This window comes from Ruegeria sp. G10, assembly GCF_056533645.1.
This window is the reverse complement of the sequence record NZ_JBQFOQ010000002.1, coordinates 173,397-197,065: the sequence shown is the minus strand read 5'-3', so window position 1 is coordinate 197,065 and position 23,669 is coordinate 173,397. Positions and strand designations below refer to the sequence as shown.

Genomic DNA, 23,669 nt, shown 5'->3' with positions numbered 1-23,669 from the left:
TTGATATGGCAGAAGTCAGAGCTCGCTCGGGCCGCGGTGGTGGACGTGCGGCGCGGGTTCAGGCCCGTACCAACCCGCCCCCGGTTTATCTGTCGACGCTGAACCGGAAGGTCGGTCCGATCGATCTGCTTGGCCCGGAAGGGGTCGAGAAAATCCACAATGCCGCGATGACCATTCTTGAAACCACGGGCATTGAATTTCGTGATCCTGTCGCTCTCGCTGACTGGAAGAAATACGGTGCAGATGTCGAGGGCGAACGGGTCCGTATCGGGCGCGAGATGCTGATGGACCTGATCTCGGCGGTTCCGTCCGAATGGGGCTATGCGGCGCGCAATTCCAAACGCTCGTTGCGGGTAGGGAACCAGTATTCAGTGTTCGCCAATGCTTATGGTGCGCCGTTTGTCTACGGTCTGGACGGGGTGCGGCGGCCCTCTGTGCTGGAGGATGCGCATAACTTCTTCAAGCTCAGCCAGATGAGTCAGTCGATGATGGTGCCCGGTATTCTGCCGGTCGAGCCGCAGGACGTCCCGGTTCCGCAGCGCCATCTGGAACTGGTTCACGCCGCACTGACGCTGACCGACAAACCAATCATGGGCTCGGTCCTGTCAGAACAGGCCGCGCGGGATTCGGTTGAGATGACGCGCATCGTGTTTGGTGAGGAGTTTGTCGACAATAATGTGGTGATGGCCGCGCTGCTGAACTGCAACACGCCATTGGTCTGGGATGAGACCATGTTGCAAAGCTTGCGGGTCTATGCGGCTGCCAATCAGCCTTGTCTGCTATCGCCGTTCGTTCTGGCCGGGGCCAGCACTCCGGCCAGCCCTCAGGGCGGTGTGGCGCTTCTGATCGCAGAGTCGTTGGCGGGGATGGCTTATAGCCAGATCATCCGACGCGGAGCACCGATGGTACTGGGCGTGGCGATCATGGGTGTGTCGATGAAAACCGGCGCGCCGATGATGGGTTCACCCGAACCGGGTCTGATGAACCTGCTGGTGGGTCAGATGGCACGCTTCTACGGCGTGCCATGGCGAACCTGCACCATGTGGACGGGATCGAAATCCCCGGATATGCAGGCCGCGTTTGACACAGCCAACACCATGTGGCCAGTGTTGTTGGGGGGTGCGAACTATATCGTGCATTCGGCTGGTTTTCTTGAGGGTGCATTGGGCGTCAGCTATTCGAAATGGGTACAGGATGCGCTGCAGCTGGAGAACTTCCACCGCTTCTTTAGCGGGTTGCAGGATGAAAATCTGGACGCGCTGCTGGGCGACATCGATCAGATCGGCCCCGGCGGGCACTTCCTGGGCACAGATCATACACGCGAAAATCCGATGCACATGAACCACTTGCAAAACAACGACAGTTTTGAACAGTGGGAGGCTGAGGGCTCAAAAACCGCGGAAACCGTGGGCACGCAAGAGGCCGAGCGGATGCTGCGAACCTATGTTCAGCCGCCGATGCCCGACGATCAGCGCGGCGCGCTGGACGCGTTCGTCGCGAAAAAACGCGCGGAATACAGCGCCTGACACGATAGAAGGGGCATCTAGGTGCCCCTTTTGACCACGCAAGGACAGGATAACAAGATGACCGAAGGCTCGACGAAAACGCTCTCACTCGAAGAGGTCAAGGAACTGGCCAAGTCTGTGCTTTTGAAGGCGGGTCTGGATGCGCATAGCGCGGAGGTTATTGCAGAACTTGTACAGATGTCTGAACGCGATGGCCCACGCAGTCACGGGCTGCGGTTGTTGCCGGTCTATGTGCAATACCTATCATCGGGCTATGCCAACCCGGCGGCCGCGCCGACGATCAGCCGCATTGCGCCCGGCGTGTTGCGCGGCGATGGCGATAACGGGTTCTATCAGGTTGCTGCATTGGCGGCGCAGAACGAGCTGATCGCACTGGCGCGCGAAAATGGGATCGCGGCCTTTACCTGCGCCAATTGCCACCATCTGGGCGCGCTGCGCTTTGATACTGGTCCACTGGCCGAGGCGGGTCTGGTCGCTTTGGGCGTCGTTAACTCGCTGTCCATGGTCGTGCCGCAGGGCGGCGTGCGTCCCGTCTTCGGGACCAACCCGATGTCCTTCGCCTGTCCGCGCGAGGGCGCTGAACCTGTGGTTTGGGATCAAGCCTCATCAATGGTGGCGCTGATGGATATCAAACTGGCCGCTGCCGAAGGGCATGACCTTCCGCGTGCTGCCGGTCTTAATGCCGAGGGTCAACCCAGCACCGATCCAGACGCCATTCTTGAGACCCGCAGCCTATTACCGTTTGGCGAGCATAAGGGGGCGGCGATCGCTTTCCTGATCGAGGTCCTCGGCGCGGCGCTGGCTGGTGGTACCCTTTCGGTGGACAACGCGGATCGCGAAGCACATGGCGCGCTGAACATCAAAGGCGGCGCAACGCTGATCGCGATTGATCCCAAGCGCTTCGGCAATGCGGCGTTCGATGACTATGTCAGGCGCATCTGCGCCGAGATTGACGGTAACGGAGCCGCCCGTGTGCCCGGCGACGGTCGATTGAAAAACCGTGCGCATTCAACCGCGCAGGGTGTTGGCGTCAGCTCTGAATTGTTGATGCAGTTAGAGGCGCTTCGGTAATCATCCATGAACCCCACGTCGAGCGGCCACTTCACGCGGCAGGCACCGGTGTGCATTTTCTGGCTGATTGATTCAGAGACGCGAAGATCTGGGCAAGCTCAACTGGGCCATCCGCCCCCCGTCGATCGTGTAGATCTGCCCAGTGATAAAGCCGCTTTCCTCGGCGGCCAGAAACGCCGCCAAAGCGGCCACTTCTTCGGGCTTGCCGGTGCGCGCGACCGGGTGAATCTGGCCGATATCCCGGCGAAACGCATCCGGGTTGGGCATCGAGTCGATGAAGTCGAGGTTCAACTCGGTATCGATCCAGCCCGGAGCAATCGCGTTGCAGCGGATACCTTCGGCCCCGTGATCCACCGCCACGGCGCGGGTCAGCCCGTGCAGCCCGGCTTTGGAAGCGCAATAGGCCGCGTGGCCGGGATTGCTGCCCAGCCCCTCGATCGAGCCGGTATTGACGATACTGCCCTTTGTCTTGCGCAGATGGGGCAAAGCGGCCTGGATCATCAGGAAGGGCGCGTTCAGGTTGACGGTCAGGTTTTTCTGCCAGTCATCCAACGTCATCTCTTCGACGCGGGCCTCCTGCATCATCCCGGCATTGTTGACCAGAACGTCCAACTGCCCGGCGCGGGCGATGACCTCGGCCACCACCTGTGCCGGCGCGTTTGGGTCGGTGAAATCCGCTGCGATCCCTTCGAAGTGATCATCGCCACCACGCTGGGCGGTAAAGACGCGCGCGCCCTCCTCCGTCAGCCGTGCCGCGATGGCCTGCCCGATCCCGGAGCGCCCGCCTGTAACCAGCGCAACCTTGCCCTTAAACCGCCTCATGCGACCGGCTTCCCGCCATTGACCTCAACCAGCGTGCCGCACATATAGCGCGCCGCATCCGAGGCGAGGAACAGGACTACATCGGCAATATCCTCAGGCTCGGCGATCCGCCCAAGAGGCACGGTCTTACCCAGTTCAGTCACGGCCTCGTCTGGATCAAACCCGCGCTTGGCAAAGCCCGAGCGCAGCATCGGCGTGTCGACCTCATTCGGGCAGACAGCGTTGATGCGGATGCCCTGATGCGCGTGATCCATCCCCATGCATTCGGTCAGCGAGGCAATCGCCGCCTTGGTCATGCAATAAAGCGCATGGTTCGGCCCCGGCGCCTTGCCGCCCCAACACGAAGCGGTGTTGACGATGGCTCCACCGCCCGCCTCGGCCATCAGCGGGATTGCAGCGCGGCAGATCCGGAAAGGGGCCTCGACATTCACGCCCAAGGACAGGGTCCAGTCGGCGTCCGAGGTCTCGGTCACCGGGCCGCGGGTGATGGCGCCGGCATTATTGATGACGATATCGAGGCCGCCCAAAGCCTGTTGCGCGTTGGCAGCCAGTTGGTCGCAATAGGCCGGGTCCAGTAGATCGCCGGGCAGATGCGCCTCGGCCGCGATGCCGTCGGTCGAGCGATCCGCAACCGCGACCCGAGCGCCCTGCGCGCGTAGCTGTTTGACGATGGCCTGCCCGATCCCTCCGGCCGCACCGGTGACGAGGGCGTTTTTGTCCTGAAACATGCCTTAGCCTTCCCAGATTGCGACGGCCTGCCCCAGCAGGTCCCTGTTCATTGTCACGCCAAGGCCCGGCGCATCGGGCGGCAGAACGCCACCGTATTCGATTGGGGCGTCGAACGCCCCGGTCTGGATCGTCACCATGTCGCGCGGGTCCAGAACGCAGCGCAGCAGCCGTTCGGGCACAGTCGCACCCATATGGAAGATCGAGGCGGCGGATAGGGTTGATCCCACCGTGTCCTGCACACTGATCGTCAGCCCTGCGGCACGGCAGATGTCGCGGTGACGGCGGGCATGGGTCAGTCCCCCGGCTTTCGAGATCTTCAGTCCAATGCCATCGGCCAAATCCAGCGCCACCAGCTTGGCGATATCGCCATCCTCTTGCGCCAACTCGTCCAGAATGATCGGCACGTCGCAACGCTGGCGCAGGGAAAGCGTCTCGCGCCATGTGGCACAGGGGGCCTCCAGCACGAAATCCAGCCCATCCGGCAGGGCGCGGAGCATCCGCAGCGCGGTTTCCGGGATGAGGCCGCCATTGGCGTCAACGATGAAGTACTCACCCGGCTGGCGATCCGCCAATGAAGCCGCGATGCGTTCGGCGTCCAACGCCGGGCCGCCTTCGGAATCCATCGCGCCGACCTTGACCGAATGGCCCATATAGCCCATCGCGCGGTGTTCCGCGACGCGGGCGCGCATATCCTCGGGCGTGCCCGCGTAGATCGAACTGATCGCGGGCAGGCGATTGCCCGTCGCACCGCCCAGCAGTTTATAGACCGGCAGACCAACCGATTTGCCAAACAGGTCCCAACAGGCCAGATCAAGCGCCGATTTCGCGTGGTTATGGCCCAGCAGCGCCTCATCCATGGCGTCATTGATCCGGTCCACATCCCGCGGGTCACGACCGATCAGATAGGGGGCGATTTCCTCGACCCCGGCGCGGGCACCCCGCGCATGGGCGGCGATGTAGTTCGGGCCGAAGGGCGTGGATTCGCCCCACCCCTCGGTCCCGTCATCGGCGGTGATACAGACGATGACACTGTCAAATCCGGTGTAAATGCGCCCGCCCGACAGCTCGTAAGAGCCGCCCGCATAGGGCAGATGCAGTTCAAAAAGCTCGATCTTACGGATTTTCATGAGGCCACCTGCGGCGGGATCAGCACCAGCTGCCCGGTATGTGTTTTGGTCAGAAACTCTTCCTGCGCTGTCGCGATCTCGCTGAGCGGGTAAGTCTTGGCGACGACGGGGCGGATTTCCCCTGCCTCGATGTATTTCACGAGGTTTTCGAACACGATGTCCTCCTGAAAGGTACAGCCAAACAAGGTGAGGTCTTTGAGGTAGAGCGTCCGCACGTCGATTTCACAGATCGGCCCGGCAATGGCCCCGGCGGTCGCATAGCGACCACCCCGGCGCAGCACGTCCAACAGGCTGGGCCATTGCGGACCGGCCACCAGATCGACCACCACGTCGATCGAGCCCTCACCCAGTGCAGCCACCAGATCGGCGTTGCGGTCCAGCACGCGATCGGCGCCCAAAGCCCGAACGACCTCGGCCTTTGCGGATGAGCTCAGCGCGATCACATGCGCGCCGCGCCGTTTCGCCAGTTGCACCGCAGCCGAACCAACACCGCCCGAGGCACCGGTGACCAGAACGGTCTCGGCCCCGACGCTGGCGCGGTGCAGCATGCCCTCGGCCGTGGAATAGGCGCAGGGGATGGCGGCCAGTTCTACATCCTCCCAGTCGCAATTCACCGCGTGGGTTTCTTGCGAAGGCGCGACGCAGAACTGGGCAAAGCCGCCATCGCATTCGCTGCCGATGGTCCAGCATTCATAAGGGCGGTAGTCGACATAAGTCCGCAGCATGTTGCGCACGATCACACGCTCGCCAATGCGCGCCGGGTCGACGCCATCGCCTACGGCAGCAACATAGCCACAGACATCCGCGCCCTGAATGCGCGGGAAGGTCAAGGGGGTGCCGGACCAACTGGCGTCGTCATCGTCCACGGTTTCAAAACCCGAGGCACCGCCGGTATTGGTATCTTCGGTGACAGCCTTGGAGTACCAGCCGATCCGCGTGTTGATGTCAGTGTTGTTCACACCCGCGGCAGCGACCCGGATCAGAACCTCTCCGCGCCCCGGCTTCGGGACCGGCACGTCCGAGCGGTAGTCCAGCATCTCGATACCGCCATGGCCGGTCAGTTGGACCGCGTGCATGGTTTCGGGGATCATGGGGGCTTTCCTTAGAAAGAGGCGACGGGCGCGCCGAATAAGCTCTCATCCGGGGCGATACCTAAGCCTGGACCGGTTGGGCGCCGAATGTGGCCGCCCTCGATCCTGATGCCGTTTTCGGGGTCATAGTTGCCCTCGATGTACGGAGCAGCAAGCCATGCGCCCTCCATCAGCGTGGGGCGAACGGTCGATGCAATCTGTGTGCAGGCGGCGGCGATGATGTCCCCGCCCCAGCTGTCATCGCAGGTATGCGGTAGATTACGCGCCTCGCAGATGTCGCGGAAGGTGCGCATGTTCTGAAGGCCGCCGATCCGGGTGATTTTCATGCCAAACCCATCCACCAGCCCGGTCCCGGCGGCCGAGATCACGGTGTTCAGGTCGACGCTGTTTTCGTCCATGTAGATGCCATGCGTCACCTGGGGGCGGATCTTTTGCAGGTCCTGATATGTGTTGCAGGGCTGCTCCATGATGAACGGCACATCCGGGCATTCGCGGCTGACGCGCAGCGCATCGCGCGTGGTCCACCCTCGATTGCCATCGACCGCAAGGCGCATACCGGTGCCGCCGATGACGTCCCAAACCTTGCGGATGGTCTCGATATCGATTTCGACAGGGCGTCCGCCAACCTTGATCTGCAGGCGTGGATAGCCCTCGGTCAGCTTTTCCCGCGCAAGACGCGCGATGTCGTCCGGGGCTCCGACGCCGGTGGCGTAATAGGACGACACCCGATCCGTCTGTGCCCCGCCCAGAAGGTCAGCCACGTTGACGCCCAGCCCTTTGCCGATCAGGTCATGGGCGGCAATGTCGATGGCCGCCTTGGCATAGTTATGCCCGTTCAGCAGCCCGTTCATCTTATGATGCAACGCGACCGGCCAGAGGTCGGCCCCAACCAAACCCTTGCCCATCTCAGTCAGTGCGGCGCGGGCCCCGCCTGCGTGCGCCTCTGCATAGGTGGGGCCAACCGGGCAAGTCTCACCCCAGCCCTCGATGCCATCGTCAGACACCAGCTTCACCAGCGTGGTATCCAGCGCCCAGACCTCGGCATTGGCCATGGTGTAGGGGCCGTTCTTGACCGGCAGATCATGTGCGTAGATGTGGATTTCCTTGATCTTCATGTCCGTACCTTTGTCGTTCGCCGGATAGAGCGCCGGCCTATGGAATATTGGCGTCGGCCATCAGCGCGCGGGCGCAGCGCATCGTTGCGGTGGTTGCAGCTTCAACGCCAAGCAGCCGGGCGCTTTCGGTCAGCCCTTCGTGCAGGATGAACAGAGCCTCGGACAGCGCATCGATATCGCTGTCGGGGGCGACACGGGTCAGCCGTGCGCGGAACATGTCGCGGACATGTGCCTTGTGCGTCTCGACCGCCGCGCGGATGGGCTGGCTTTCAGGATAGGCCGCCAGTGCGTTCCGAAACAGGCAGCCGGTGTTTGACACATCGCGCAGCCAATCGGACAGGCGCACCAGCACATGCATAACATGATCCGCACCCTTGGCCTGATCCTGACCGATCCATTCGGAATACGCCGCATCCCGATGGTTCAGCGCTCCAATCACCATTGCCTCGCGGCTGGGAAAATACTTGTAGAGCGTCCGCAATGAGACATTTGCCCCCTCGCGCAACGCTTCGACCCCCTGCGTCGCAAAGCCCATTTCCGAAAATTGGCGGTCCAGAGTCCGCGCGATCTGAAATTGAGTGTTCGTCATGCCTCAGGGTAGAGCGATCATTCTACCCTGAACTTGAAGATTTACGACATTAGCGTTCATCTGGCCGACAAAATGGCCTGTCGCAACTGCCAGCCCCCGGTAAAACGCGGGCCAAAACAGACGTCCGGCAGAACGGGTTTCCTTAACCCGACACCGCGCAACGAGATTTAACTCTGGTCTTTGCCCAACTGACCGGGCAGATCGGTGATTTCATTTTCTCGGATGACGTTCGGATCATAGGCTGTGCGTCCGAACACTTCGCGTACCATGGGTTCAAAGGTCTCTAACGGCTCCATGGCGTAGTCGGGGTCGAAGCTGGACTGGTCCCAATGCTCGCAAAAGGCAGCGCAGGTGTCGAACAGCGGGTGATCACGATACCGTTCGCGTGCGTTGCGATCCCATCCATAGTGGTGCCCATAGTAGAGCGTCTGGAAGATACCGTGATGTTCGACGGTCCACGAGACCTCCCATCGAACGAAAGGTCGGATCACCTCGGCGGACATACGGTCATGGTTCTGTGGGGCCAGGCCGTCGCCGATATCATGCAGCAGCGCACCTACAACCCAATCGATATCAACGCCGTCTCTGAGCGCGCGGGTTCCCGATTGCAAACCGTGCTGCAGGCGGGTGATCGGGTAGCCCTCCAGCGTAACCTCGCCCGCACGGCGCAGTTCGTCCAGCACCCGGTCTGCCGTCAGCGCAAGGAAGGGTTTTTCGAGCCGCTCGAGCAGCTCGTAGTCTTCTTTGGTGCCGTCTTTCATTGCTGTGAAACTGACCGTTTCGCTCATGTGTTGTCTCCAGTTGCATATAGGCCGACTGCCTGCTCGGCACCTGCGGCAAGGGTTGACGCCTGACCCGCGAGAATCTTTTGATAGAGTGCCAGATCGGCTGGATGAAACAACCCGCGCGGGCCTGCGATACATTCCCAGCCACCCGCCGGGGTTTCGCCACGCACGGGCATCGCCCAGTCCCGCCCCGGTGCATGTTCGCGCACCGCCGGTGTCACATAGCGGATGGCCAGGCCGATCCGACGATCATCACTGGCATTTGCGCCCGAGGCATGAAAGCAGCGCCCGTGATGCAGCGACATCTCGCCAGGCTTCAAGGGGCCGTGTTCGGCTCTGCTTTCATCGACGCTTGTGATGGATTGTCCGCGCGACAGCAGATTGTCTTTGGCAAAGGTGTCCTCATGCTCGGCGATCCCGCCCTTGTGGCTGCCGGGAATAAAGCGCATGCATCCTGCCTGTACGGAAACGTCGGACAGCGCGACCCAAGCGGTCACCTCGTCATCGGTTTCGCCCATCCCCCAATACGTGATGTCCTGATGCCACGAAACTGTCTGAGCGCTATGGGGCTCTTTGATGAACAATTCGACCGACCAGGCCAACAGGTCTGGCCCAAGAACATCTTCAACCGCATCCAGAATGGCCGGTGTTCGGGCAAGCCCGGCCAGAAGGGGGATCACCACGTGACCATTGACGCGAAAGAACTGCGTCAGATCATAGCCGCCGGCCCCATCAGCATAGTCTGCTTCAAGCGCTTCGATCTGGCGGCGCAGTTCTGCGACTTCGCTTTCTGAGAACACCGGCAACCCAGCCACGAACCCGTTTGTACGATAGCTGTCGACATAGTCTGGCATCGAATCTCGCATCCTGTCCTCCCTTGGTGCTGGATTCAGCCTATTCGGCCCATGTTGTGAGAGAAGACGTTTCTCTTGTCTCACAGCATAAGCTGAACTTACCCTATAAACATGGGCAAACGGGTTCCCTCTCTTAACTGGTTGCGTGTTTTCGAAGCCGCCGCGCGCACGGGCAGTTTCGCGCGCGCGGCAGAGCGTCTGGCCATGTCGCCCCCGGCGGTCAGTCAGCAAATTCGCGCACTCGAACAGCATCTGGGGCGCCCGCTGTTCGAGCGCAAAGCCGCCGGAGTGACGTTGACCGAGGACGGGCGCAGCCTGCTGGTTGTTGTCAGCGAGTCGCTGGGCCGGATGGAAGCGGCCGCCGCCAACCTCGCCTCGCCCCGATCCGAGCCTCTGGTGGTCGGGGTGTCGCTGCTGTTATCTGTCGGTTGGCTTGCGCCGCGCCTGCCGCAGTTTCTAGCGGCGAATCCGGCTATCTCGCTGGAGGTGAACTCGCTGTCGGGCCGTCCTGAAACGCCGCCCCGCGGGGCCGAGGTCTGGATTGCGTTTGGTCAACCGCCGCCGGGTACGCAGGCCGACCGCTTATTCGGAGAGACGTTAATCCCTGTGGCGCATCCTGATCTGATCGCGGGCATCCGAAGTGTTGATGATATGCGTGATCACATGCTGATAGAAGTTGCGGATCATCGCAAGAACTGGGCGCAGGTGCTGGGCACCGATGTGTTGCCAGAGCGGGTTAAAGTAACGCATGTCGATACCACGCTGACTGCGCTGGCGCTCGCCGCCGCGGGTGGGGGGATCGCGCTGGCCCGACCTCCGGCCAGTGATGCGCTGATCGGGAAATTCGGACTCAAGCGCTGTTTGCCCGATTTTGCTGTTGCGGGCGTTGAGGATTACCATCTGTTGTCGACGATCGGCACTCGGCTCAGCGCGGATGCCGAAGCTTTCCGCGCCTGGGTTTTGCAAGAAGCGCGCGCGCTCTAGTCATTTGGCTTGATCGCGTTGGGGGGTCGGGCGCGCGGATTGGTCGGGGACTCAGCATTTGGTGGTTCGCGGAAACTGGTGTAGGCTGCCGGAATTTAGAATTGCCATTTGTTCGGCCCACTTAGCCCAAGGCAGCCGGGATTGGTTTGTGAAGTAGGTTGATTTCAAGAAATGTCCGCAAACTCTGTACCTTCCGATCTTGTTCAGGATGTTATCGATCAGAACCTCGAAGCCGTGCCGCTTTGGAATGGACGACGGTTGAGGGCGCAACACGGGCGCAGCCAAGGCTGTGTCAGCGCCCGGTTCCAAGTTAGGGACGACTTGCCCCAACATCTGCGCCACGGCCTTTTTGCACAACCCGGCGTCTATAAGGCGGCGCTGCGGTTTTCGAATGGGGCTCATTTGGATGACCGTGAACCTGACGCACATGGCATGGCTGTCAAACTGTTCGATGTCCCCGGAGCCAAACTGATCGACACCGCCGCGCTAGACCATCTGGGTGTTTCGCAGATCAGCGAAGATTTCGATTTTGTTCTGACCGACAATGACACATTTCCCAGCTACCAGCCGGAAGATTACGAGAGCCTGAACCGTTTGGTCGCTGCAGGGCAGGCGATCAAACATGCGCTGAGCGGACGGCGCGGGTGGAGCTTGCGCCTGATCCGCGAAGGCGCGCGCGCGGCTTTGCGTGTCTTGCTGACCAAAGAGGGCAAGCGACACCGTAAAGTCGCAGCCGACTTCGCCTCGAACCTGATGCATTCCCCGTTCGCCTCGCATTTCTGGTCTACCACGCCCTATCAGCTAGGGCCGGATCTGACGGTGCGATATCTTGCGCGCAGCGTGCGGCCTGACACGCCGACAGAGCCGGTCAAAGACCCAGATGGCATCAAACAGAATTTGCGGCGGGACGTGGAGCACGCCGAGAACCGGTTCGAGTTTTGCATCATTGAACCTCCTCAAACCGGAGAGGGGTTCGATCTGCTCGACAATCGTATCCGCTGGGCCCGCGACCCCCAACCCGATGCGCCGCTCGATCCCTACCATCGGACTGTGACTCCGGTGGCGGACATCACCATCGCGCGCGGTGCTGCTTTTGACCCGCATGACGGCGACACGCTCAGCTTTTCGCCGTGGCGTGTGACTGCAGAACATGCCCCGCTTGGGCCGATCAATGCCATCCGGCTCGGGACCTATCTAAGCCTAGCGCGCGTGCGCTTTCCAAATCGATAACTGAACGGAGGTCGGGTATGTTGGATGTTGATACGCTGCTTGATCATCTGTTCGTCGTGCACCGCGGCCTGGCCAGCCGGCTGGTTGCGTTGCGGCTGGCGCGTGCTGCACGCGTGCATCGGCCGCGCCCGCTGACACTTGGGGCGGACTACACCACATGGTCCGGGGTTTATTCCCACAAGTGGATCGGTCGCCATCTGCCGCCGCAGGACCCTTCACCGGTCCTGCCGCCCGAAGATGAGGTGGCCGATCTGTTCCGCCGACGCCGGCGGATGGATGGCAGCCCGCTAACACTGCTGTGCCCACAGGGCTCGACGATCCTGTTCATATCGGCGGCGCAATGGTTCACCGACAGCTTTTTGCGCACATTTGGCCCCGATGGTCCGGTCGGCCAAACGGATTCAAATCACGAAGTTGATCTGTGCCAGATATATGGCCTGCACGATTATCAGACCGACATGCTGCGTGAACGCGACCCCGATACCGGTGCGCTGACGCATCGTATGGCCGTCCGGACGGATGAGAAGGGCGAGACATGGTCGCCGAAGCTTTTCCAGCGGACCCCTTCCGGCGGGATCGAGTTTGCACCGCCGTTCGATGGCAGCCTTGCCACGGGCAAAGATGCCGGTCGCCCGCTGCATAACAGGAAAAAGCTGCAAGATGCGCTTATCCGGGCGCGACCTGATCTTGATAGCGAGCAGATCAACGAACGCTTGTTGGATTTTCACGCCACGGGGCTGGACAATGGCAACGGTACCATCGGGTATATGGTGATGAACACCCTGATGCTACGCGCGCATAACCAGCTTGCCGACATCTTGTGGCTACAACACCGCAATACGCCTGGGTGGGATCAGGAAAGGGTCTTTCAAACCACGCGCTGCGCGCTGATCGCGGTTCTGATCAAAGTCGTGATGGAAGACTATATGGGCTATATCGCCAACATGCCCTTTAAGCTTCCTGTGGGCGTGAACAGACGGGAACACTGGCAGCATTCGAACCAGATCGCGATCGAGTTCAATCTGCTTTATCGCTGGCATTCCATGATCCCGGACCGGTTCCTGATTGATGGGGTTCAGGTTGGAACGGAAGGGTTCCGCTTTAATCCCCGGCTGGTCGAAGAGACGGGGCTTGAGAAAATGATCGAGTCGCTGTCACATCAGCCCGCCGCCCGAATGTCCCTGCGCAATACGCCCGATTTCATGTTCGAAAAACCTGCGGCAGACGTTCCTGCGCCGGTCGAAGCCACAATTGCGCTGACCCGCAAGGCCCGGCTGCCATCGCTGAATGCCTATCGTCACCATTTCCGCCGCAAACCCCACGCCAGTTTTGCCGAACTGGTCGGGGATCAGCCTTTCGCAGATGAACTGGTGGCCGATCTCAGCCGTCTCTACTGCAATGTGGATCGAGTGGAATTGTTCCCGGGTCTCTTTGCCGAACAGCATAAAGGGACGGTGATCATGGGCGATCTGATGACCTCGATGGTGGGGTATGACGCGATCACGCAACTGATGAACAATCCAATGGTGTCGAAGAATCTCTACAACGAAGAAACGTTTACAGCGCGTGGATTTGACGTGGTGAAGCGAACGTCAACTTTTGCGGATGTGGCGGCGCTGGTGGGCCTCAACCCAGACGATTGCGTACTGGGGCGCAGGGGCTAAGCGCTGGCGTAAGAGATCAGATCATCTGATCCAAGCTCTGTGATGCGGGCGGCCAGATTGGCGTCCTCTGGCTGAATACAGGCCAGATCAGTCAGGGCGCGTAGCTCGTACAAGCGTGCGCCTTGTGCGCGGGCAAGCGTGATGGCGGCACGCAATGTGGACTCGGCGGTTTCAACCGGCATGCCTTTTTCGAGCATCAGCGCGGCTTGTATCCGGCGCAGTTCGGGTTCGTAGTTGCGTTCGTCGGTGGATGCGGCGCAGGCCAGACCGGCGTCGACCGCCGACAATCCCTTGTCAATTTGTCCAATGGCCAGATGGCCACGGGCCAGTTCCGTATTGATCAATACCCCGGCCGCCTCGGCACCCGTCTCGCGCATCTTTTGCCAGGCTGCTTCAAGAAGCTGGACGCCATGTTCGGCATTGCCGTTGCGGATGGCTGATCCAGCCAAATGTGCGACGGCAACGGCACGATAATAGGGGCCTCCGTTTTCCCGAACGGCAGTGTCCAGCGTTTTGGCGACCTGCGCATAATCGGCGTGATCCAGCTGCATGTGGATTTCGGTCATCCAGTGAAGCGCGTTGGCCAGCATCAGCGGCTGGTCCAGTGATTTGGCAGCGTCTACAGCGGATTTTGCTGCCGCAAGCGCTGCTTCGGTCTGGCCTTGAAAACACCGGACCAGCGCGGTCATGGCCTCGATCTGTACCATCGCAGCCATATCCGGCGCATTGCCTGCTTCTGCCGCATGTGCCTTTGCATGGCTTGATGCGCGCGCCAGTGCGGCGGCGGCTTCTGCAAATTTCCCGCGCGGAGACAGGGCCGCGCCGCGAATATAGTGGGCGACCATCTGGGTGTGATGGTCCTCGTAGGCACCCACGATCTCGGCACCCCAGCGTTCAGCGCCGTGATAATCGCCTTTCACCATGGACGCCGTAAATAGACCACGCCCGGCGCGCACCAACGTGCGGCGGTCGTCAAGTTCTTTGGCAAGTTCAAAGCTGCGGGTAAAAGCATCAATGGCGGGTTGTGCGCCATATCCGAACCGGACGCGCTCGGCTGCGGCCAACAGGAACTGAAGGCTCAACTCGGCCTCATCGCGCTGTTCAGGGGGCAGGGCGCTCAGCAGTTGCAAGCCATTGCGGGCCTGCTGCGCACCTTCGCTGTTGGCGTGGCGGCGCAGGTTTTGGCGCGCGGCCTCGATCCATGCGGCTACCGCTCGGGGGGTTGCGCGCGCGCGTTCCCAATGGCGCGCAATCAATTCGGGCTGTCGCGCGGCTTCGCTCTGTGCGCTCAGCGCTTCGGCGGCGCGCTGGTGCAGGTGGACACGGCGATCGCGAACAAGGCTTTGGTAGGCAGCTTCGCGCACCAGTTCGTGGCGGAACCGCCAGCTCTGATTGTGGCGCGGTCCGGGCTTTGGCAGGGGTTGCAGCATTCCGTCGGCAGCAAGCTGGGTGATCGCCTCCTCGGCATCAGCCAGACTGATGTCACTGATATGCGACAGCATCGTTGCGTCAAAGGCACCACCGATCACGGATGCATCAACAGCCGCGCGGCGCACGTCACCGGTAGCGTCGATTTGCTGAGCCAAAAGATCATGCAGTGTGCTAGGAATGTCGCCCGCAGCCCGACGCGGAGAGGCCGCAACCGCAACGGCGCATTCCTCGATGAAAAGCGGGACCCCATTGCTCCGAGCTATGATCTGTGCCGTCGTGTCTTGATCCAGCGCCGCGCCAGCCGCGGCCTGAGCCAGCGCGGTGGCGTCTGACTTGTCCAAAGGTTTAAGATGCAGTTTGCGCAGCGACGGAACCTGCTCTGCAAACGCGTCTGGAACGGCCTCACGCGAGGCGATGAGCATCAGGACGGGCAGCGTGGTCAGTTGTTCTGCGACGTTGCCCAGGATCCAGACGGTCGAGGGATCGGCCCATTGCAGGTCTTCGACCACGACCATAACCGGCCCATCTGCACTGAGCCGTTGATAGACCCGCAGAAAAATTTGCGAGAGCTTCGCGCGCAGTTCATCTTCGCTTGTTGCCCCGCAATCGCCAGGGCCGGGCGCAAGGATGAAAAAGAGCGTCTCGAGCTGGGGTTGATCAAGAATATCGGTCAGATGATGCAACAATCGGTTGCGCCTTGCATCCGTATCGTCGCCGCTTTGAATACCGCACCATTGCTCAAGCTGAAGCGTGAAAGGGTGAAACGGTGTATTCTGATGAAACGGGCTGCAATGATAGGTCACCCACGCCCGAGGCGCCGCTGCTTTTCGGAAGTCGCGGATTAACCGCGATTTTCCGATACCCGCTTCGCCCGATATCTGGATAACCCTGCCATGCCCGTCCTGTGCATGGGACCAGGCGCTGGATAACTCGGCGCGCTCGGTGTCGCGCCCGATCAGGACTGTCCGATCCCGCCGATATGTGGTCTCTTTTGCGGGGCCTGCCAGACGATAGACCGGCACCGGCTGATCGAAACCGGCCAGTGCCTGAGTGCCCAAAGGCTCGAACTCCAGCTGCCCCGCGCCCAGCGTACGTGCGGCGCCCGATACCATCGTTTCACCCGGTGCCGCCAGCGACTGCAGCCTTGCGGCAAGGTTCAGTGTCGTGCCGAAGATGGCATCAGGCTGAATGTCAGAGCCAAGCGCGATATCGCCAACTAGCACCATTCCAGATGCGATTCCGATGCGACAGCTCAGATCAACGGGGCCTGGCAGCGCTTCCAGATCGCTATGGATACGCAGTGCCGTGCGCAATGCGCGCTCTGCGTTGTTCTCAGCGGCGGCGGGCCAGCCAAAGGCGACGAGGATTCCGTCACCAACGATTTGCAGAACCTTTCCGCCATAGGCTGCCGCAGCTTGTTCCACCAGTTTCTGATAGCGTAATGTGGTCGATAGCAGGTCCTCAGGCTCAAGCGTCTGGGCAAGCACCGTCGAACCGACGAGATCCGCCAACATCACCGTAAGGTGCCTGTGCTCCATCCCGCCAAGGTCGGTATCTGGGCCTGTTGCTTTTACGACCATCGACAGTCTCTGCAACCGTCATCGGCACCGCAATCATGCGCGGCGCACCCAATCGATATTGAACCTGGAACGGACGAAATGCCCCCCATTTCCGTGCCCCACAACAAACTATCCCCCGCTCCGCGTCCCGGGTCAGAGTCGCGAAGGTGGGGCCGAGACTATAGGATCATATGCCATATGGCTATGTCTGGTGCTGTATTGCGGCGATATCAAAATAAATTGCCGATACTGAGCCTCCGGGGTTGGGATGTCAGCCAAACCGCATCCGGACGAATGCAGCGAGGAAATCGGCCTCTGGGTCAACTGCTCAGCAAAAGCAGATTGCGCTTCAATACCTCGGCGACCTGAGCCCCGATGTCGGGCGCTTCCGAAGCGCGCGGACCGGCAATATTCAGGATGCTGACCGGATGAGCCAGCAACCAGGTTTCAATTTGCTGCGCGCAAGGCTCTATCCCAGCCCTGAGGTCAACCATAAGATGTGGTTTACCTGTGCCAGAGGCCAGTGCAATCGTCTCTTGTGTGCCCGGACTAATTGAACCATCGACAAACACGACGGTTGCGTCGCTTGAGGTCACATTCAATCGCGTGCGAACGTTAACATCTGTCGAGTGGGCTTCAGTCAGCCCGCTGAACTCTTCGGGTATGCGCCCCAGTTCATTGGTACGGCCTTTTGGCACCCACCCTCCGTAGGGCAAGCCGTGGACGCGGGCGAATTCAAGCGCCGCCATGTCCACACCGGTCTGTCCGCCTGATATGATTTTCACTGTCCTATCCTGAAAGGTGCCGATAACGTCAGGTTAGGCGCAGCTGAGCGATTCCGTAAACCACTGATTTAATTGATAGGGTCACATGGGGGATCACACCTGACCGGGGGCGCAGGTGTGATCGGGATTTCATGACCGGTTATGCGGCAGCTATCTGGCGTGCCTTTTCGACCATCACTTCGGCCTGACGGATCGAGGCATAGTCGATCAGGCGACCGTCCAGTGAAACCGCCCCTTTGCCAGCGGCCTCGGCCTCGGCCATTGCTTCCAGTATCCGTTGCGCCTTGGTGACTTCAGCGTCGCCGGGCGACATGACCTCGTTCGCCAGCGCGATCTGGCTGGGGTGGATGGCCCATTTGCCCTCGCAGCCCAGAACAGCAGCGCGTTTTGCTGCGGCCTTATAGCCCTCGGGGTCTTGAAAATCACCGAACGGACCGTCAATCGGGCGCAGGCCATTGGCGCGGGCCGCAACCACCATACGGGCTAGCGCGTAGTGCCACATATCGCCCCAATGGGTCGCGCGGGCCGCGTCACCATCCGGGTCGGTCAACACCGAGTAATCGGGGTTCACGCCACCGATGATCGTGGTCCGCGCGCGGGTCGAGGCGGCATAGTCCGCCACGCCGAAATGCAGGCTTTCATTGCGTTTCGAGGCGGCAGCGATTTCGCTGACATTCTGCATACCTAGGGCGGTCTCGATGATGTGTTCGAATCCGATACGCTTCTTGTAGCCCATTGCGTCTTCGATCTGGGTCACCATCATATCGATGGCATAGACATCCGCAGCGGTACCGACCTTGGGGATCATGATCAGGTCCAGCCGCTCTCCGGCCTGTTCCACAACATCCACCACGTCGCGGTACATGTAATGCGTGTCCAGCCCGTTGATGCGCACGGACATGGTCTTGGTGCCCCAGTCGATATCGTTCAGGGCTTGAATGATGTTCTTGCGGGCCTGTTCTTTTTCGTCCGGCGCAACCGCGTCTTCGAGGTCGAGGAAGATCACGTCCACATCCGATTTGGCGGCTTTTTCGAACATACCGGGCTGGCTGCCCGGTACGGCGAGTTCGCTGCGGTTCAGGCGCGCAGGCGCTTGTTCGATGGCGTAAAAGCTCATGAGTTTGAGTCCTTTGAAAGAAGTGTGCGTCAGATCACGCGGTCACGGGGTGGGCGGCCTGCAAAAAAATCGCCCAGATTGTCCAGCACGCGAAAGCCCATGGCCTCGCGCGATTCCTTAGTGGCGCTGCCAAGATGTGGCAGCATCACCAGATTGTCGCATTGCATTAGGTCCGGGCTGATGCGCGGCTCACCATCGAAAACATCCAGCGCGGCCCCGCCGATTGTGTCGAACATCAGCGATTGGACCAAGGCGTGCTCATCCACCACTTCGCCGCGCGCGGTGTTGATCAGGAATGCGTCGGGTTTCATCAGGTCCAGCCTACGTCCGTTGATCAGATGCCGGTTCGCAGCACCGCCGGGGCAGTGCAGTGAGACGAAATCACACTGCGGCAGCAGCTCGTCCACCGTCTCGACCTGCGTGGCGTTGAATTGCTTCAGCAGGTCGGGCGACACAGCGCTGCGGTTCTGCACGAGGATTTTCATGCCGAACCCGTGATGGGCACGGCGGGCCATTTCCTGACCGATGCGGCCAAAGCCGATGATGCCCAGCGTCTTGCCGCTGACCTTGGTGCCGACCAGATGGGTCGGTCGCCAGCCGGTCCAGCCCCCTGCTCGCAACTCACGCTCGCCCTCACCGGCGCGACGGGCGGCCATCAGCAGCAGCGTCATGGCCAGATCGGCGGTGCATTCGGACAGAACATCCGGCGTGTTGGTGACCGTCATTCCCAGATCGCGCGCCGCCGGTTCACAGATATGGCTGTAGCCGACACCGTAGTTGGCGAGAATTCTGGTCTGAGCGGCGGGCACGTCCAGTGCCTCGGCGCTGAGCGTGTCGGTCACGGTGGGCAAAACCGCGTCATATCTCTTGAATGCTTCGCGGAGTTCGGCCGGGGACATTGGTTTGTCCCCGGTATTCAGCACGGTGTTATAGTTCTCGGCCAGTTGCGCCTCGACGGCGGCAGGCCAGCGACGGGTGACAAGGACCGAAGGTTTGACCATCACGCAGCCTTTCCCATAACGCGGGCGATGGTTTCGCCGATCACCGCCGGGTTCTCAGCCACGGTCACTCCGGCTGCAGACAGAATCTCTACCTTCTCACTGGCGCTTTCACCAAAGGCCGAGATGATCGCACCGGCATGGCCCATGGTCCGGCCCTTGGGCGCGGTCAGACCCGCGACATAGGCCACAACGGGCTTGGTCACGTGATCACGAATATACTCCGCCGCTTCAGCCTCTTGCGGGCCGCCGATCTCACCGATCATGGCGATGACCTCGGTGTCTTCGTCTTGTTCGAACCGTTCGAGAATATCGCGGAAAGACGAGCCGTTGATCGGGTCGCCACCGATGCCGACACTGGTCGAGACGCCAATACCACGCTCTTTCAGCTGCGCTGCGGCCTCATAGCCCAGCGTGCCCGAGCGTCCGATGATGCCCACAGTGCCCGGCAGATAGATATGGCCCGGCATGATCCCCAGCAGCGCCTTGCCCGGGCTGATGGTTCCGGCGCAGTTCGGGCCAGTCAGCACCATGCGCTTGTCCTTGGGATAGCGGTACATGTAGCGTTTTACGCGGATCATATCCTGCGCGGGGATGCCGTCGGTGATGCAGACGCAATAGCGGATACCAGCGTCTGCGGCCTCCATGATCGAATCCGCCGCAAACGGAGGAGGCACGAAGACAAGGCTGGCTTCAGCACCTGTGGCCTCAACCGCCTGTTTGACGGTATCGAAAACCGGAACGCCTTCGACGGTCTCACCGCCCTTGCCGGGGACGACGCCACCGACGACATTGGTGCCGTACTGCACCATGTCCTTGGTGTGCAGGCGCGCCATGCGTCCGGTGATGCCCTGAACGATAACGCGGGTGTCGCGGTCCAGAAGAATGCTCATTACACGGCCCTCATCTTGGTGTTTTGGGACAGATCGTTGCGCCATGCGCCCACGGCGCGTTCAGCGGCTTCCATCAGGGTTGTGGCGCGGATGATCGGCAGACCCGATTTGGCCAGGATTTTCTGACCCTCCTCGACATTGGTGCCCGCCAGGCGCACGATCACCGGTAGGTCAATCTCCAACTCGCGCAGCGCCTGAACGACACCCTCGGCCACCCAGTCACAGCGGTTGATCCCTGCGAAGATGTTGACCAGCACCGCCTGCACGTTGTCATCGGACAGCACCAGACGGAACGCCTTGGCCACCCGCTCGGGCGAGGCCCCGCCGCCGATATCCAGAAAGTTGGCAGGCTCGCCACCGGCCAGCTTGATCGTGTCCATCGTGGCCATGGCCAGACCGGCCCCGTTCACGATGCAGCCGATATTGCCGTCCAGACCGACATAAGACAGACCGCGATCCGCCGCCCGGCTTTCCCGCGGGTCTTCCTGGCTTTTATCGCGCAATTCGGCGATTTGCGGGCGGCGGAAAAGGGCGTTGTCGTCAAAGCTCATCTTCGCATCCAACGCGAGAACACGATCATCGCCGGTGACGACCAGCGGGTTGATCTCGACCATGGTCGCGTCCAGCTCGCTGAACGCGGCATAGCAGCCCTGCAACGTACGGACCATGTGCTGGGTCAACTTCGGCTCAAGCCCCAGTTTGAACGCGATCTCGCGGGCCTGAAACTCCTGCAGCCCAACCGCAGGTTCAACAATCGAGCGTACGATGCTGTCGGGACGATCTGCGGAAATCTCTTCGATCTCCATCCCGCCTTCGGAGGAGGCCACGATCATCACCCGCTGGCTCGAGCGGTCCAGCACAAAACCCAAATAGATCTCTCGATCAATCGGCACGGCGGATTCGACATAAACGCGGTAGATACCCTTGCCCTCGGGCCCGGTCTGATGCGTGACCAGCTTGCGACCGAACATCTCATCACAAGCCTCGTGAATCTCGCTTTCCGAGTTGCAAAGTTTCACACCGCCCGCCTTCCCGCGCCCACCGGCATGGACCTGCGCCTTGACGATCCACTTGTCGCCACCCAGCTCGCGTGCGCGATAGGCTGCCTGCTCGGGGCTGTAGGCCAACGCCCCCGAAGGGACCTCGACACCGAACTTCGAAAGAAGTTCTTTCGCCTGATATTCGTGAATATCCATCTGCATTCCCTCCCGTTTATGCAGCGATAGATGTGCCGTAGCGGCTTTCCAGCAGCGATTCGATGGCTTCAAAATCGACCGAACCGCCCATTTCACGGATCGCCTCGGCGAACAGTCGGACGATGCGGCTGATCGACTGGTGGTTCAGCTGGTTCAGAATGCCGATGCGGACCTGAACCGGGGCGCTTAGCGTCGGCCAGATGCCAAAGCCACGGGCGCGGCAGTTCTGCACCAGCTCCATCTCGCGGCCTGCCAGTTCTGCGGGCAGGTTCAGCACCACAAGGCTGGGCATGTCCGAGGTCACTTCGCAACCCATGGCGGTCACAGCGTCGCGCAGAACAGCCTCGTGCGTGCGGTAGGAATGCGCACGCTTTGCCAACCCTTCCTGCAGGGTCAGGCGCAGCGATTCATGGAAAGCGGCGACGGCATAGCCGGAATGGGTGCGATGATAGGTACCCTTTTCTACGTCCTGACCGTCAACGATGCCCCAGTGGCGGGCCTCGAAGATGGGGTTGTGGACGTAGGTGTAAGCGCCCGAGGTTTTCAGCGCGTCGATATAGGCGTCAGTAAAGCTAACAGGCGCGTAGGTCAGCGGCAGGCAGCACAGGCCTTTCTGCGGGCACGAGGCCCAACCGGCGACGCCCGGGAAGTCATCGATACGGAAATCCGCGACACCCAGCGACGATACTGCGTCGATCAGGCCCATCGCGCCATGACGTTCGCATGCATCTGAAAAGCCCTGAATGTCGTTCACGCGGCCCGAGCCGGTTTCCCAATGCGCCATGAAGGCCCATTTGGGTTTGTGCCGCGCCAGAACCTCATCAACCATCTCGCCAGTAACGGGCTGACCATGAGGGACTTCGATCACGGTCACGCTGGCGGCTTGTGGGTCCAGCGGGCTCGCGGCGTGCTCCTCGGGCGTTGCTGCCTTGATCCGCAGGGTCAGCGCGTCGATGCCCGAGAAGGTGCCGTTGGTGAACGCCACAACGCTGTCACCGGGCATCACGGCTGAGAACATGGTATCCAGCCCACTCCAGCCGGTACCCGCAACCGCGAATGTATAGGTGTTGGCGGTGCCCCAGATCTGACGCAGCATATGCTTGCATTCGATCATGCCGCGCAGAACGTCGCCCTGCATGTGATCGGCAACGCCAGCGCTGGTGAAGGCCTGCAGAACGCGGGCGTCGGTATTGCCCGGCCCGGGGCCTGCGGCCAGTGTCTCGGGGATTTCGAGCGTGGGGTAGATTTGATAAGTCATGTAATCCTCCTCAGCGTCAGGGGCTCTGGCCCCGTCGGTCGCGTTGACGCAAAGGAAAACCGAAACTTGCGCCACCGCGCAACGTAACTTACTACTGCTTTGGGATATCTAATTGGGTGGTAAATAACCTACCCATATAGGTAAATATACGGATGTATACCAAAAATGTACCTACCCAAACGGATGGGACAGGGTGGAAAACAGGCAGGAAAACAATGGCCAACACATCTCAGCGTCCGGTCGATGTCATGCTCGCGAACAACAACCCGCTCGTATTGTCGGCCATGTCCGAGATTTTTGAACGTGACCCGCGATTCTCTTTGGTTGCAACCTCGGCCACCGCCGAGGGATTTCTGGGCACGGTGATGCGGGTGCCGGTTCAGGTCGGGATCGTATCGTGGGAACTGCCTGCTTTGGGCGCAGCCAAATTGATCGAGGTCTTGCGCGAACAGGCCAACGCGCCGCGCTTTGTCGTCTATGGGGATGAGGCCGGAGATGTGCCGCGACAGGCGATGCAGGCCGGGGCCGCCGGGTTCGCGCCGCGTTCGGGTGAGGTCGAGGGTTTGCTGGAAACCTGCGTCGATGTGGCAAAAGGCAAGATGGTGTTTCCGTTCATCGACGTGCGCAAAATGCAGCAGAACCCCCTGCAAACCCTGTCACGCAAGGAACTAGCTATTCTTGAAGCGCTGGCCCGGGGCATGTCGAACCGCGAATTGTCGAAAGAGATGCAAATCTCAACCAATACGGTGAAGTTTCACCTGTCGAACATCTATGAAAAGCTGTCGATCAAGAACCGGGCGCAGGCGATCGCATATTACTATTCGTCAAAGGCCGAGAACGGCTGA

21 protein-coding genes are annotated in these 23,669 nt (G+C 60.8%); 6 read left to right on the top strand and 15 right to left on the bottom strand.

Features of this window, described 5'->3' with window-relative positions; genetic code table 11:
- Nucleotides 1-5: 5 nt before the first annotated feature.
- Together ACR0KM_RS04680 and ACR0KM_RS04675 are read left to right on the top strand one after the other, a co-directional pair.
- Entirely contained in the window at nucleotides 6-1,526 is a 1,521-nt protein-coding gene (locus tag ACR0KM_RS04680) for a trimethylamine methyltransferase family protein (RefSeq protein ID WP_480857905.1), read from the top strand.
- 21 nt (nucleotides 1,527-1,547) lie between these two features.
- The gene (locus tag ACR0KM_RS04675; protein ID WP_480857903.1) at nucleotides 1,548-2,597 is read left to right on the top strand and encodes an Ldh family oxidoreductase; all 1,050 of its coding nucleotides are present in this window, start codon (nucleotides 1,548-1,550) and stop codon (nucleotides 2,595-2,597) included.
- Nucleotides 2,598-2,669: 72 nt separating this feature from the next.
- On the opposite strand, the gene ACR0KM_RS04670 is transcribed toward ACR0KM_RS04675, so the two are convergent.
- The 8 genes from ACR0KM_RS04670 to ACR0KM_RS04635 all read right to left on the bottom strand — a co-directional run bounded on the left by ACR0KM_RS04670 (nucleotide 2,670) and on the right by ACR0KM_RS04635 (nucleotide 9,721).
- Nucleotides 2,670-3,419, bottom strand: a complete 750-nt coding sequence (locus tag ACR0KM_RS04670; protein ID WP_480857901.1) for an SDR family NAD(P)-dependent oxidoreductase — start codon at nucleotides 3,417-3,419, stop codon at nucleotides 2,670-2,672.
- Nucleotides 3,416-4,147, bottom strand: a complete 732-nt coding sequence (locus tag ACR0KM_RS04665; RefSeq protein WP_480857899.1) for an SDR family NAD(P)-dependent oxidoreductase — start codon at nucleotides 4,145-4,147, stop codon at nucleotides 3,416-3,418. The genes ACR0KM_RS04670 and ACR0KM_RS04665 overlap by 4 nt, the downstream gene beginning before the upstream one ends.
- Nucleotides 4,148-4,150: 3 nt before the next feature.
- The gene (locus ACR0KM_RS04660; protein ID WP_480857897.1) at nucleotides 4,151-5,275 is read right to left on the bottom strand and encodes a mandelate racemase/muconate lactonizing enzyme family protein; all 1,125 of its coding nucleotides are present in this window, start codon (nucleotides 5,273-5,275) and stop codon (nucleotides 4,151-4,153) included.
- Nucleotides 5,272-6,366 carry an alcohol dehydrogenase family protein gene (locus tag ACR0KM_RS04655; RefSeq protein WP_480857895.1) on the bottom strand — a complete coding sequence of 365 codons (1,095 nt, stop codon included), beginning with the start codon at nucleotides 6,364-6,366 and terminating at the stop codon, nucleotides 5,272-5,274. Before ACR0KM_RS04655 ends, ACR0KM_RS04660 begins: the two co-directional genes overlap by 4 nt.
- A gap of 11 nt (nucleotides 6,367-6,377) precedes the next feature.
- A complete protein-coding gene (locus ACR0KM_RS04650; RefSeq protein WP_480857893.1) occupies nucleotides 6,378-7,481 on the bottom strand; it encodes a mandelate racemase/muconate lactonizing enzyme family protein in 1,104 nt (367 codons plus the stop codon).
- 37 nt (nucleotides 7,482-7,518) lie between these two features.
- Nucleotides 7,519-8,070 carry a TetR/AcrR family transcriptional regulator gene (locus tag ACR0KM_RS04645; RefSeq protein WP_480857891.1) on the bottom strand — a complete coding sequence of 184 codons (552 nt, stop codon included), beginning with the start codon at nucleotides 8,068-8,070 and terminating at the stop codon, nucleotides 7,519-7,521.
- A 167-nt stretch (nucleotides 8,071-8,237) separates the two neighbouring features.
- A complete protein-coding gene (locus ACR0KM_RS04640; RefSeq protein WP_480857889.1) occupies nucleotides 8,238-8,858 on the bottom strand; it encodes an HD domain-containing protein in 621 nt (206 codons plus the stop codon).
- Nucleotides 8,855-9,721, bottom strand: coding sequence for a phytanoyl-CoA dioxygenase family protein (locus ACR0KM_RS04635; RefSeq protein WP_480857887.1), 867 nt, complete (start codon nucleotides 9,719-9,721; stop codon nucleotides 8,855-8,857). The genes ACR0KM_RS04640 and ACR0KM_RS04635 overlap by 4 nt, the downstream gene beginning before the upstream one ends.
- Before the next feature lie 99 nt (nucleotides 9,722-9,820).
- On the opposite strand from ACR0KM_RS04635, the gene ACR0KM_RS04630 reads away from it, so the two are divergent.
- The 3 genes from ACR0KM_RS04630 (at nucleotide 9,821) to ACR0KM_RS04620 (ending at nucleotide 13,587) form a co-directional block, all read left to right on the top strand.
- Nucleotides 9,821-10,693 (top strand): LysR family transcriptional regulator, encoded by an 873-nt coding sequence (locus tag ACR0KM_RS04630; protein ID WP_480820657.1) that lies wholly within the window; start codon nucleotides 9,821-9,823, stop codon nucleotides 10,691-10,693.
- 171 nt (nucleotides 10,694-10,864) lie between these two features.
- Nucleotides 10,865-11,923, top strand: a complete 1,059-nt coding sequence (locus ACR0KM_RS04625; protein ID WP_480857885.1) for a catalase family protein — start codon at nucleotides 10,865-10,867, stop codon at nucleotides 11,921-11,923.
- Nucleotides 11,924-11,940: 17 nt separating this feature from the next.
- Nucleotides 11,941-13,587 carry a peroxidase family protein gene (locus ACR0KM_RS04620; RefSeq protein WP_480857884.1) on the top strand — a complete coding sequence of 549 codons (1,647 nt, stop codon included), beginning with the start codon at nucleotides 11,941-11,943 and terminating at the stop codon, nucleotides 13,585-13,587.
- On the opposite strand, the gene ACR0KM_RS04615 is transcribed toward ACR0KM_RS04620, so the two are convergent.
- From ACR0KM_RS04615 to ACR0KM_RS04585, 7 genes are all read right to left on the bottom strand, one after another.
- A complete protein-coding gene (locus ACR0KM_RS04615; protein ID WP_480865459.1) occupies nucleotides 13,584-16,598 on the bottom strand; it encodes an ATP-binding protein in 3,015 nt (1,004 codons plus the stop codon). The genes ACR0KM_RS04620 and ACR0KM_RS04615 overlap by 4 nt on opposite strands.
- 299 nt (nucleotides 16,599-16,897) lie before the next feature.
- Nucleotides 16,898-17,362: a putative molybdenum carrier protein gene (locus ACR0KM_RS04610; protein WP_480820665.1), complete on the bottom strand. Its 465-nt coding sequence runs from the start codon at nucleotides 17,360-17,362 to the stop codon at nucleotides 16,898-16,900.
- A gap of 139 nt (nucleotides 17,363-17,501) precedes the next feature.
- Complete coding sequence (locus ACR0KM_RS04605) at nucleotides 17,502-18,479, bottom strand: HpcH/HpaI aldolase/citrate lyase family protein (protein WP_480857878.1); 978 nt, start codon at nucleotides 18,477-18,479, stop codon at nucleotides 17,502-17,504.
- A 29-nt stretch (nucleotides 18,480-18,508) separates the two neighbouring features.
- Nucleotides 18,509-19,480: a 2-hydroxyacid dehydrogenase gene (locus ACR0KM_RS04600; RefSeq protein ID WP_480858547.1), complete on the bottom strand. Its 972-nt coding sequence runs from the start codon at nucleotides 19,478-19,480 to the stop codon at nucleotides 18,509-18,511.
- On the bottom strand, nucleotides 19,480-20,370 hold the full coding sequence (sucD, locus tag ACR0KM_RS04595) for a succinate--CoA ligase subunit alpha (RefSeq protein WP_170424786.1): 891 nt from the start codon (nucleotides 20,368-20,370) through the stop codon (nucleotides 19,480-19,482). The genes ACR0KM_RS04600 and sucD overlap by 1 nt, the downstream gene beginning before the upstream one ends.
- The gene (locus ACR0KM_RS04590; RefSeq protein ID WP_480820671.1) at nucleotides 20,370-21,566 is read right to left on the bottom strand and encodes a malate--CoA ligase subunit beta; all 1,197 of its coding nucleotides are present in this window, start codon (nucleotides 21,564-21,566) and stop codon (nucleotides 20,370-20,372) included. Before ACR0KM_RS04590 ends, sucD begins: the two co-directional genes overlap by 1 nt.
- A 16-nt stretch (nucleotides 21,567-21,582) precedes the next feature.
- Nucleotides 21,583-22,824: a pyridoxal-phosphate-dependent aminotransferase family protein gene (locus tag ACR0KM_RS04585; RefSeq protein ID WP_480857875.1), complete on the bottom strand. Its 1,242-nt coding sequence runs from the start codon at nucleotides 22,822-22,824 to the stop codon at nucleotides 21,583-21,585.
- A gap of 215 nt (nucleotides 22,825-23,039) precedes the next feature.
- Here ACR0KM_RS04585 and ACR0KM_RS04580 point away from each other — a divergent pair, with 215 nt between their 5' ends.
- Complete coding sequence (locus tag ACR0KM_RS04580; protein WP_480857873.1) at nucleotides 23,040-23,669, top strand: response regulator transcription factor; 630 nt, start codon at nucleotides 23,040-23,042, stop codon at nucleotides 23,667-23,669.

Coding starts and splice junctions, on each gene's coding strand:
- ACR0KM_RS04680 (WP_480857905.1), top strand. CDS start 6: ATGGCAGAAGTCAGAGCTCGCTCGGGCCGCGGTGGTGGACGTGCGGCG.
- ACR0KM_RS04670 (WP_480857901.1), bottom strand. CDS start 3,419: ATGAGGCGGTTTAAGGGCAAGGTTGCGCTGGTTACAGGCGGGCGCTCC.
- ACR0KM_RS04665 (WP_480857899.1), bottom strand. CDS start 4,147: ATGTTTCAGGACAAAAACGCCCTCGTCACCGGTGCGGCCGGAGGGATC.
- ACR0KM_RS04660 (WP_480857897.1), bottom strand. CDS start 5,275: ATGAAAATCCGTAAGATCGAGCTTTTTGAACTGCATCTGCCCTATGCG.
- ACR0KM_RS04655 (WP_480857895.1), bottom strand. CDS start 6,366: ATGATCCCCGAAACCATGCACGCGGTCCAACTGACCGGCCATGGCGGT.
- ACR0KM_RS04650 (WP_480857893.1), bottom strand. CDS start 7,481: ATGAAGATCAAGGAAATCCACATCTACGCACATGATCTGCCGGTCAAG.
- ACR0KM_RS04645 (WP_480857891.1), bottom strand. CDS start 8,070: ATGACGAACACTCAATTTCAGATCGCGCGGACTCTGGACCGCCAATTT.
- ACR0KM_RS04640 (WP_480857889.1), bottom strand. CDS start 8,858: ATGAGCGAAACGGTCAGTTTCACAGCAATGAAAGACGGCACCAAAGAA.
- ACR0KM_RS04635 (WP_480857887.1), bottom strand. CDS start 9,721: ATGCGAGATTCGATGCCAGACTATGTCGACAGCTATCGTACAAACGGG.
- ACR0KM_RS04630 (WP_480820657.1), top strand. CDS start 9,821: ATGGGCAAACGGGTTCCCTCTCTTAACTGGTTGCGTGTTTTCGAAGCC.
- ACR0KM_RS04625 (WP_480857885.1), top strand. CDS start 10,865: ATGTCCGCAAACTCTGTACCTTCCGATCTTGTTCAGGATGTTATCGAT.
- ACR0KM_RS04620 (WP_480857884.1), top strand. CDS start 11,941: ATGTTGGATGTTGATACGCTGCTTGATCATCTGTTCGTCGTGCACCGC.
- ACR0KM_RS04615 (WP_480865459.1), bottom strand. CDS start 16,598: ATGGTCGTAAAAGCAACAGGCCCAGATACCGACCTTGGCGGGATGGAG.
- ACR0KM_RS04605 (WP_480857878.1), bottom strand. CDS start 18,479: ATGAGCTTTTACGCCATCGAACAAGCGCCTGCGCGCCTGAACCGCAGC.
- ACR0KM_RS04600 (WP_480858547.1), bottom strand. CDS start 19,480: ATGGTCAAACCTTCGGTCCTTGTCACCCGTCGCTGGCCTGCCGCCGTC.
- sucD (WP_170424786.1), bottom strand. CDS start 20,370: ATGAGCATTCTTCTGGACCGCGACACCCGCGTTATCGTTCAGGGCATC.
- ACR0KM_RS04590 (WP_480820671.1), bottom strand. CDS start 21,566: ATGGATATTCACGAATATCAGGCGAAAGAACTTCTTTCGAAGTTCGGT.
- ACR0KM_RS04585 (WP_480857875.1), bottom strand. CDS start 22,824: ATGACTTATCAAATCTACCCCACGCTCGAAATCCCCGAGACACTGGCC.
- ACR0KM_RS04580 (WP_480857873.1), top strand. CDS start 23,040: ATGGCCAACACATCTCAGCGTCCGGTCGATGTCATGCTCGCGAACAAC.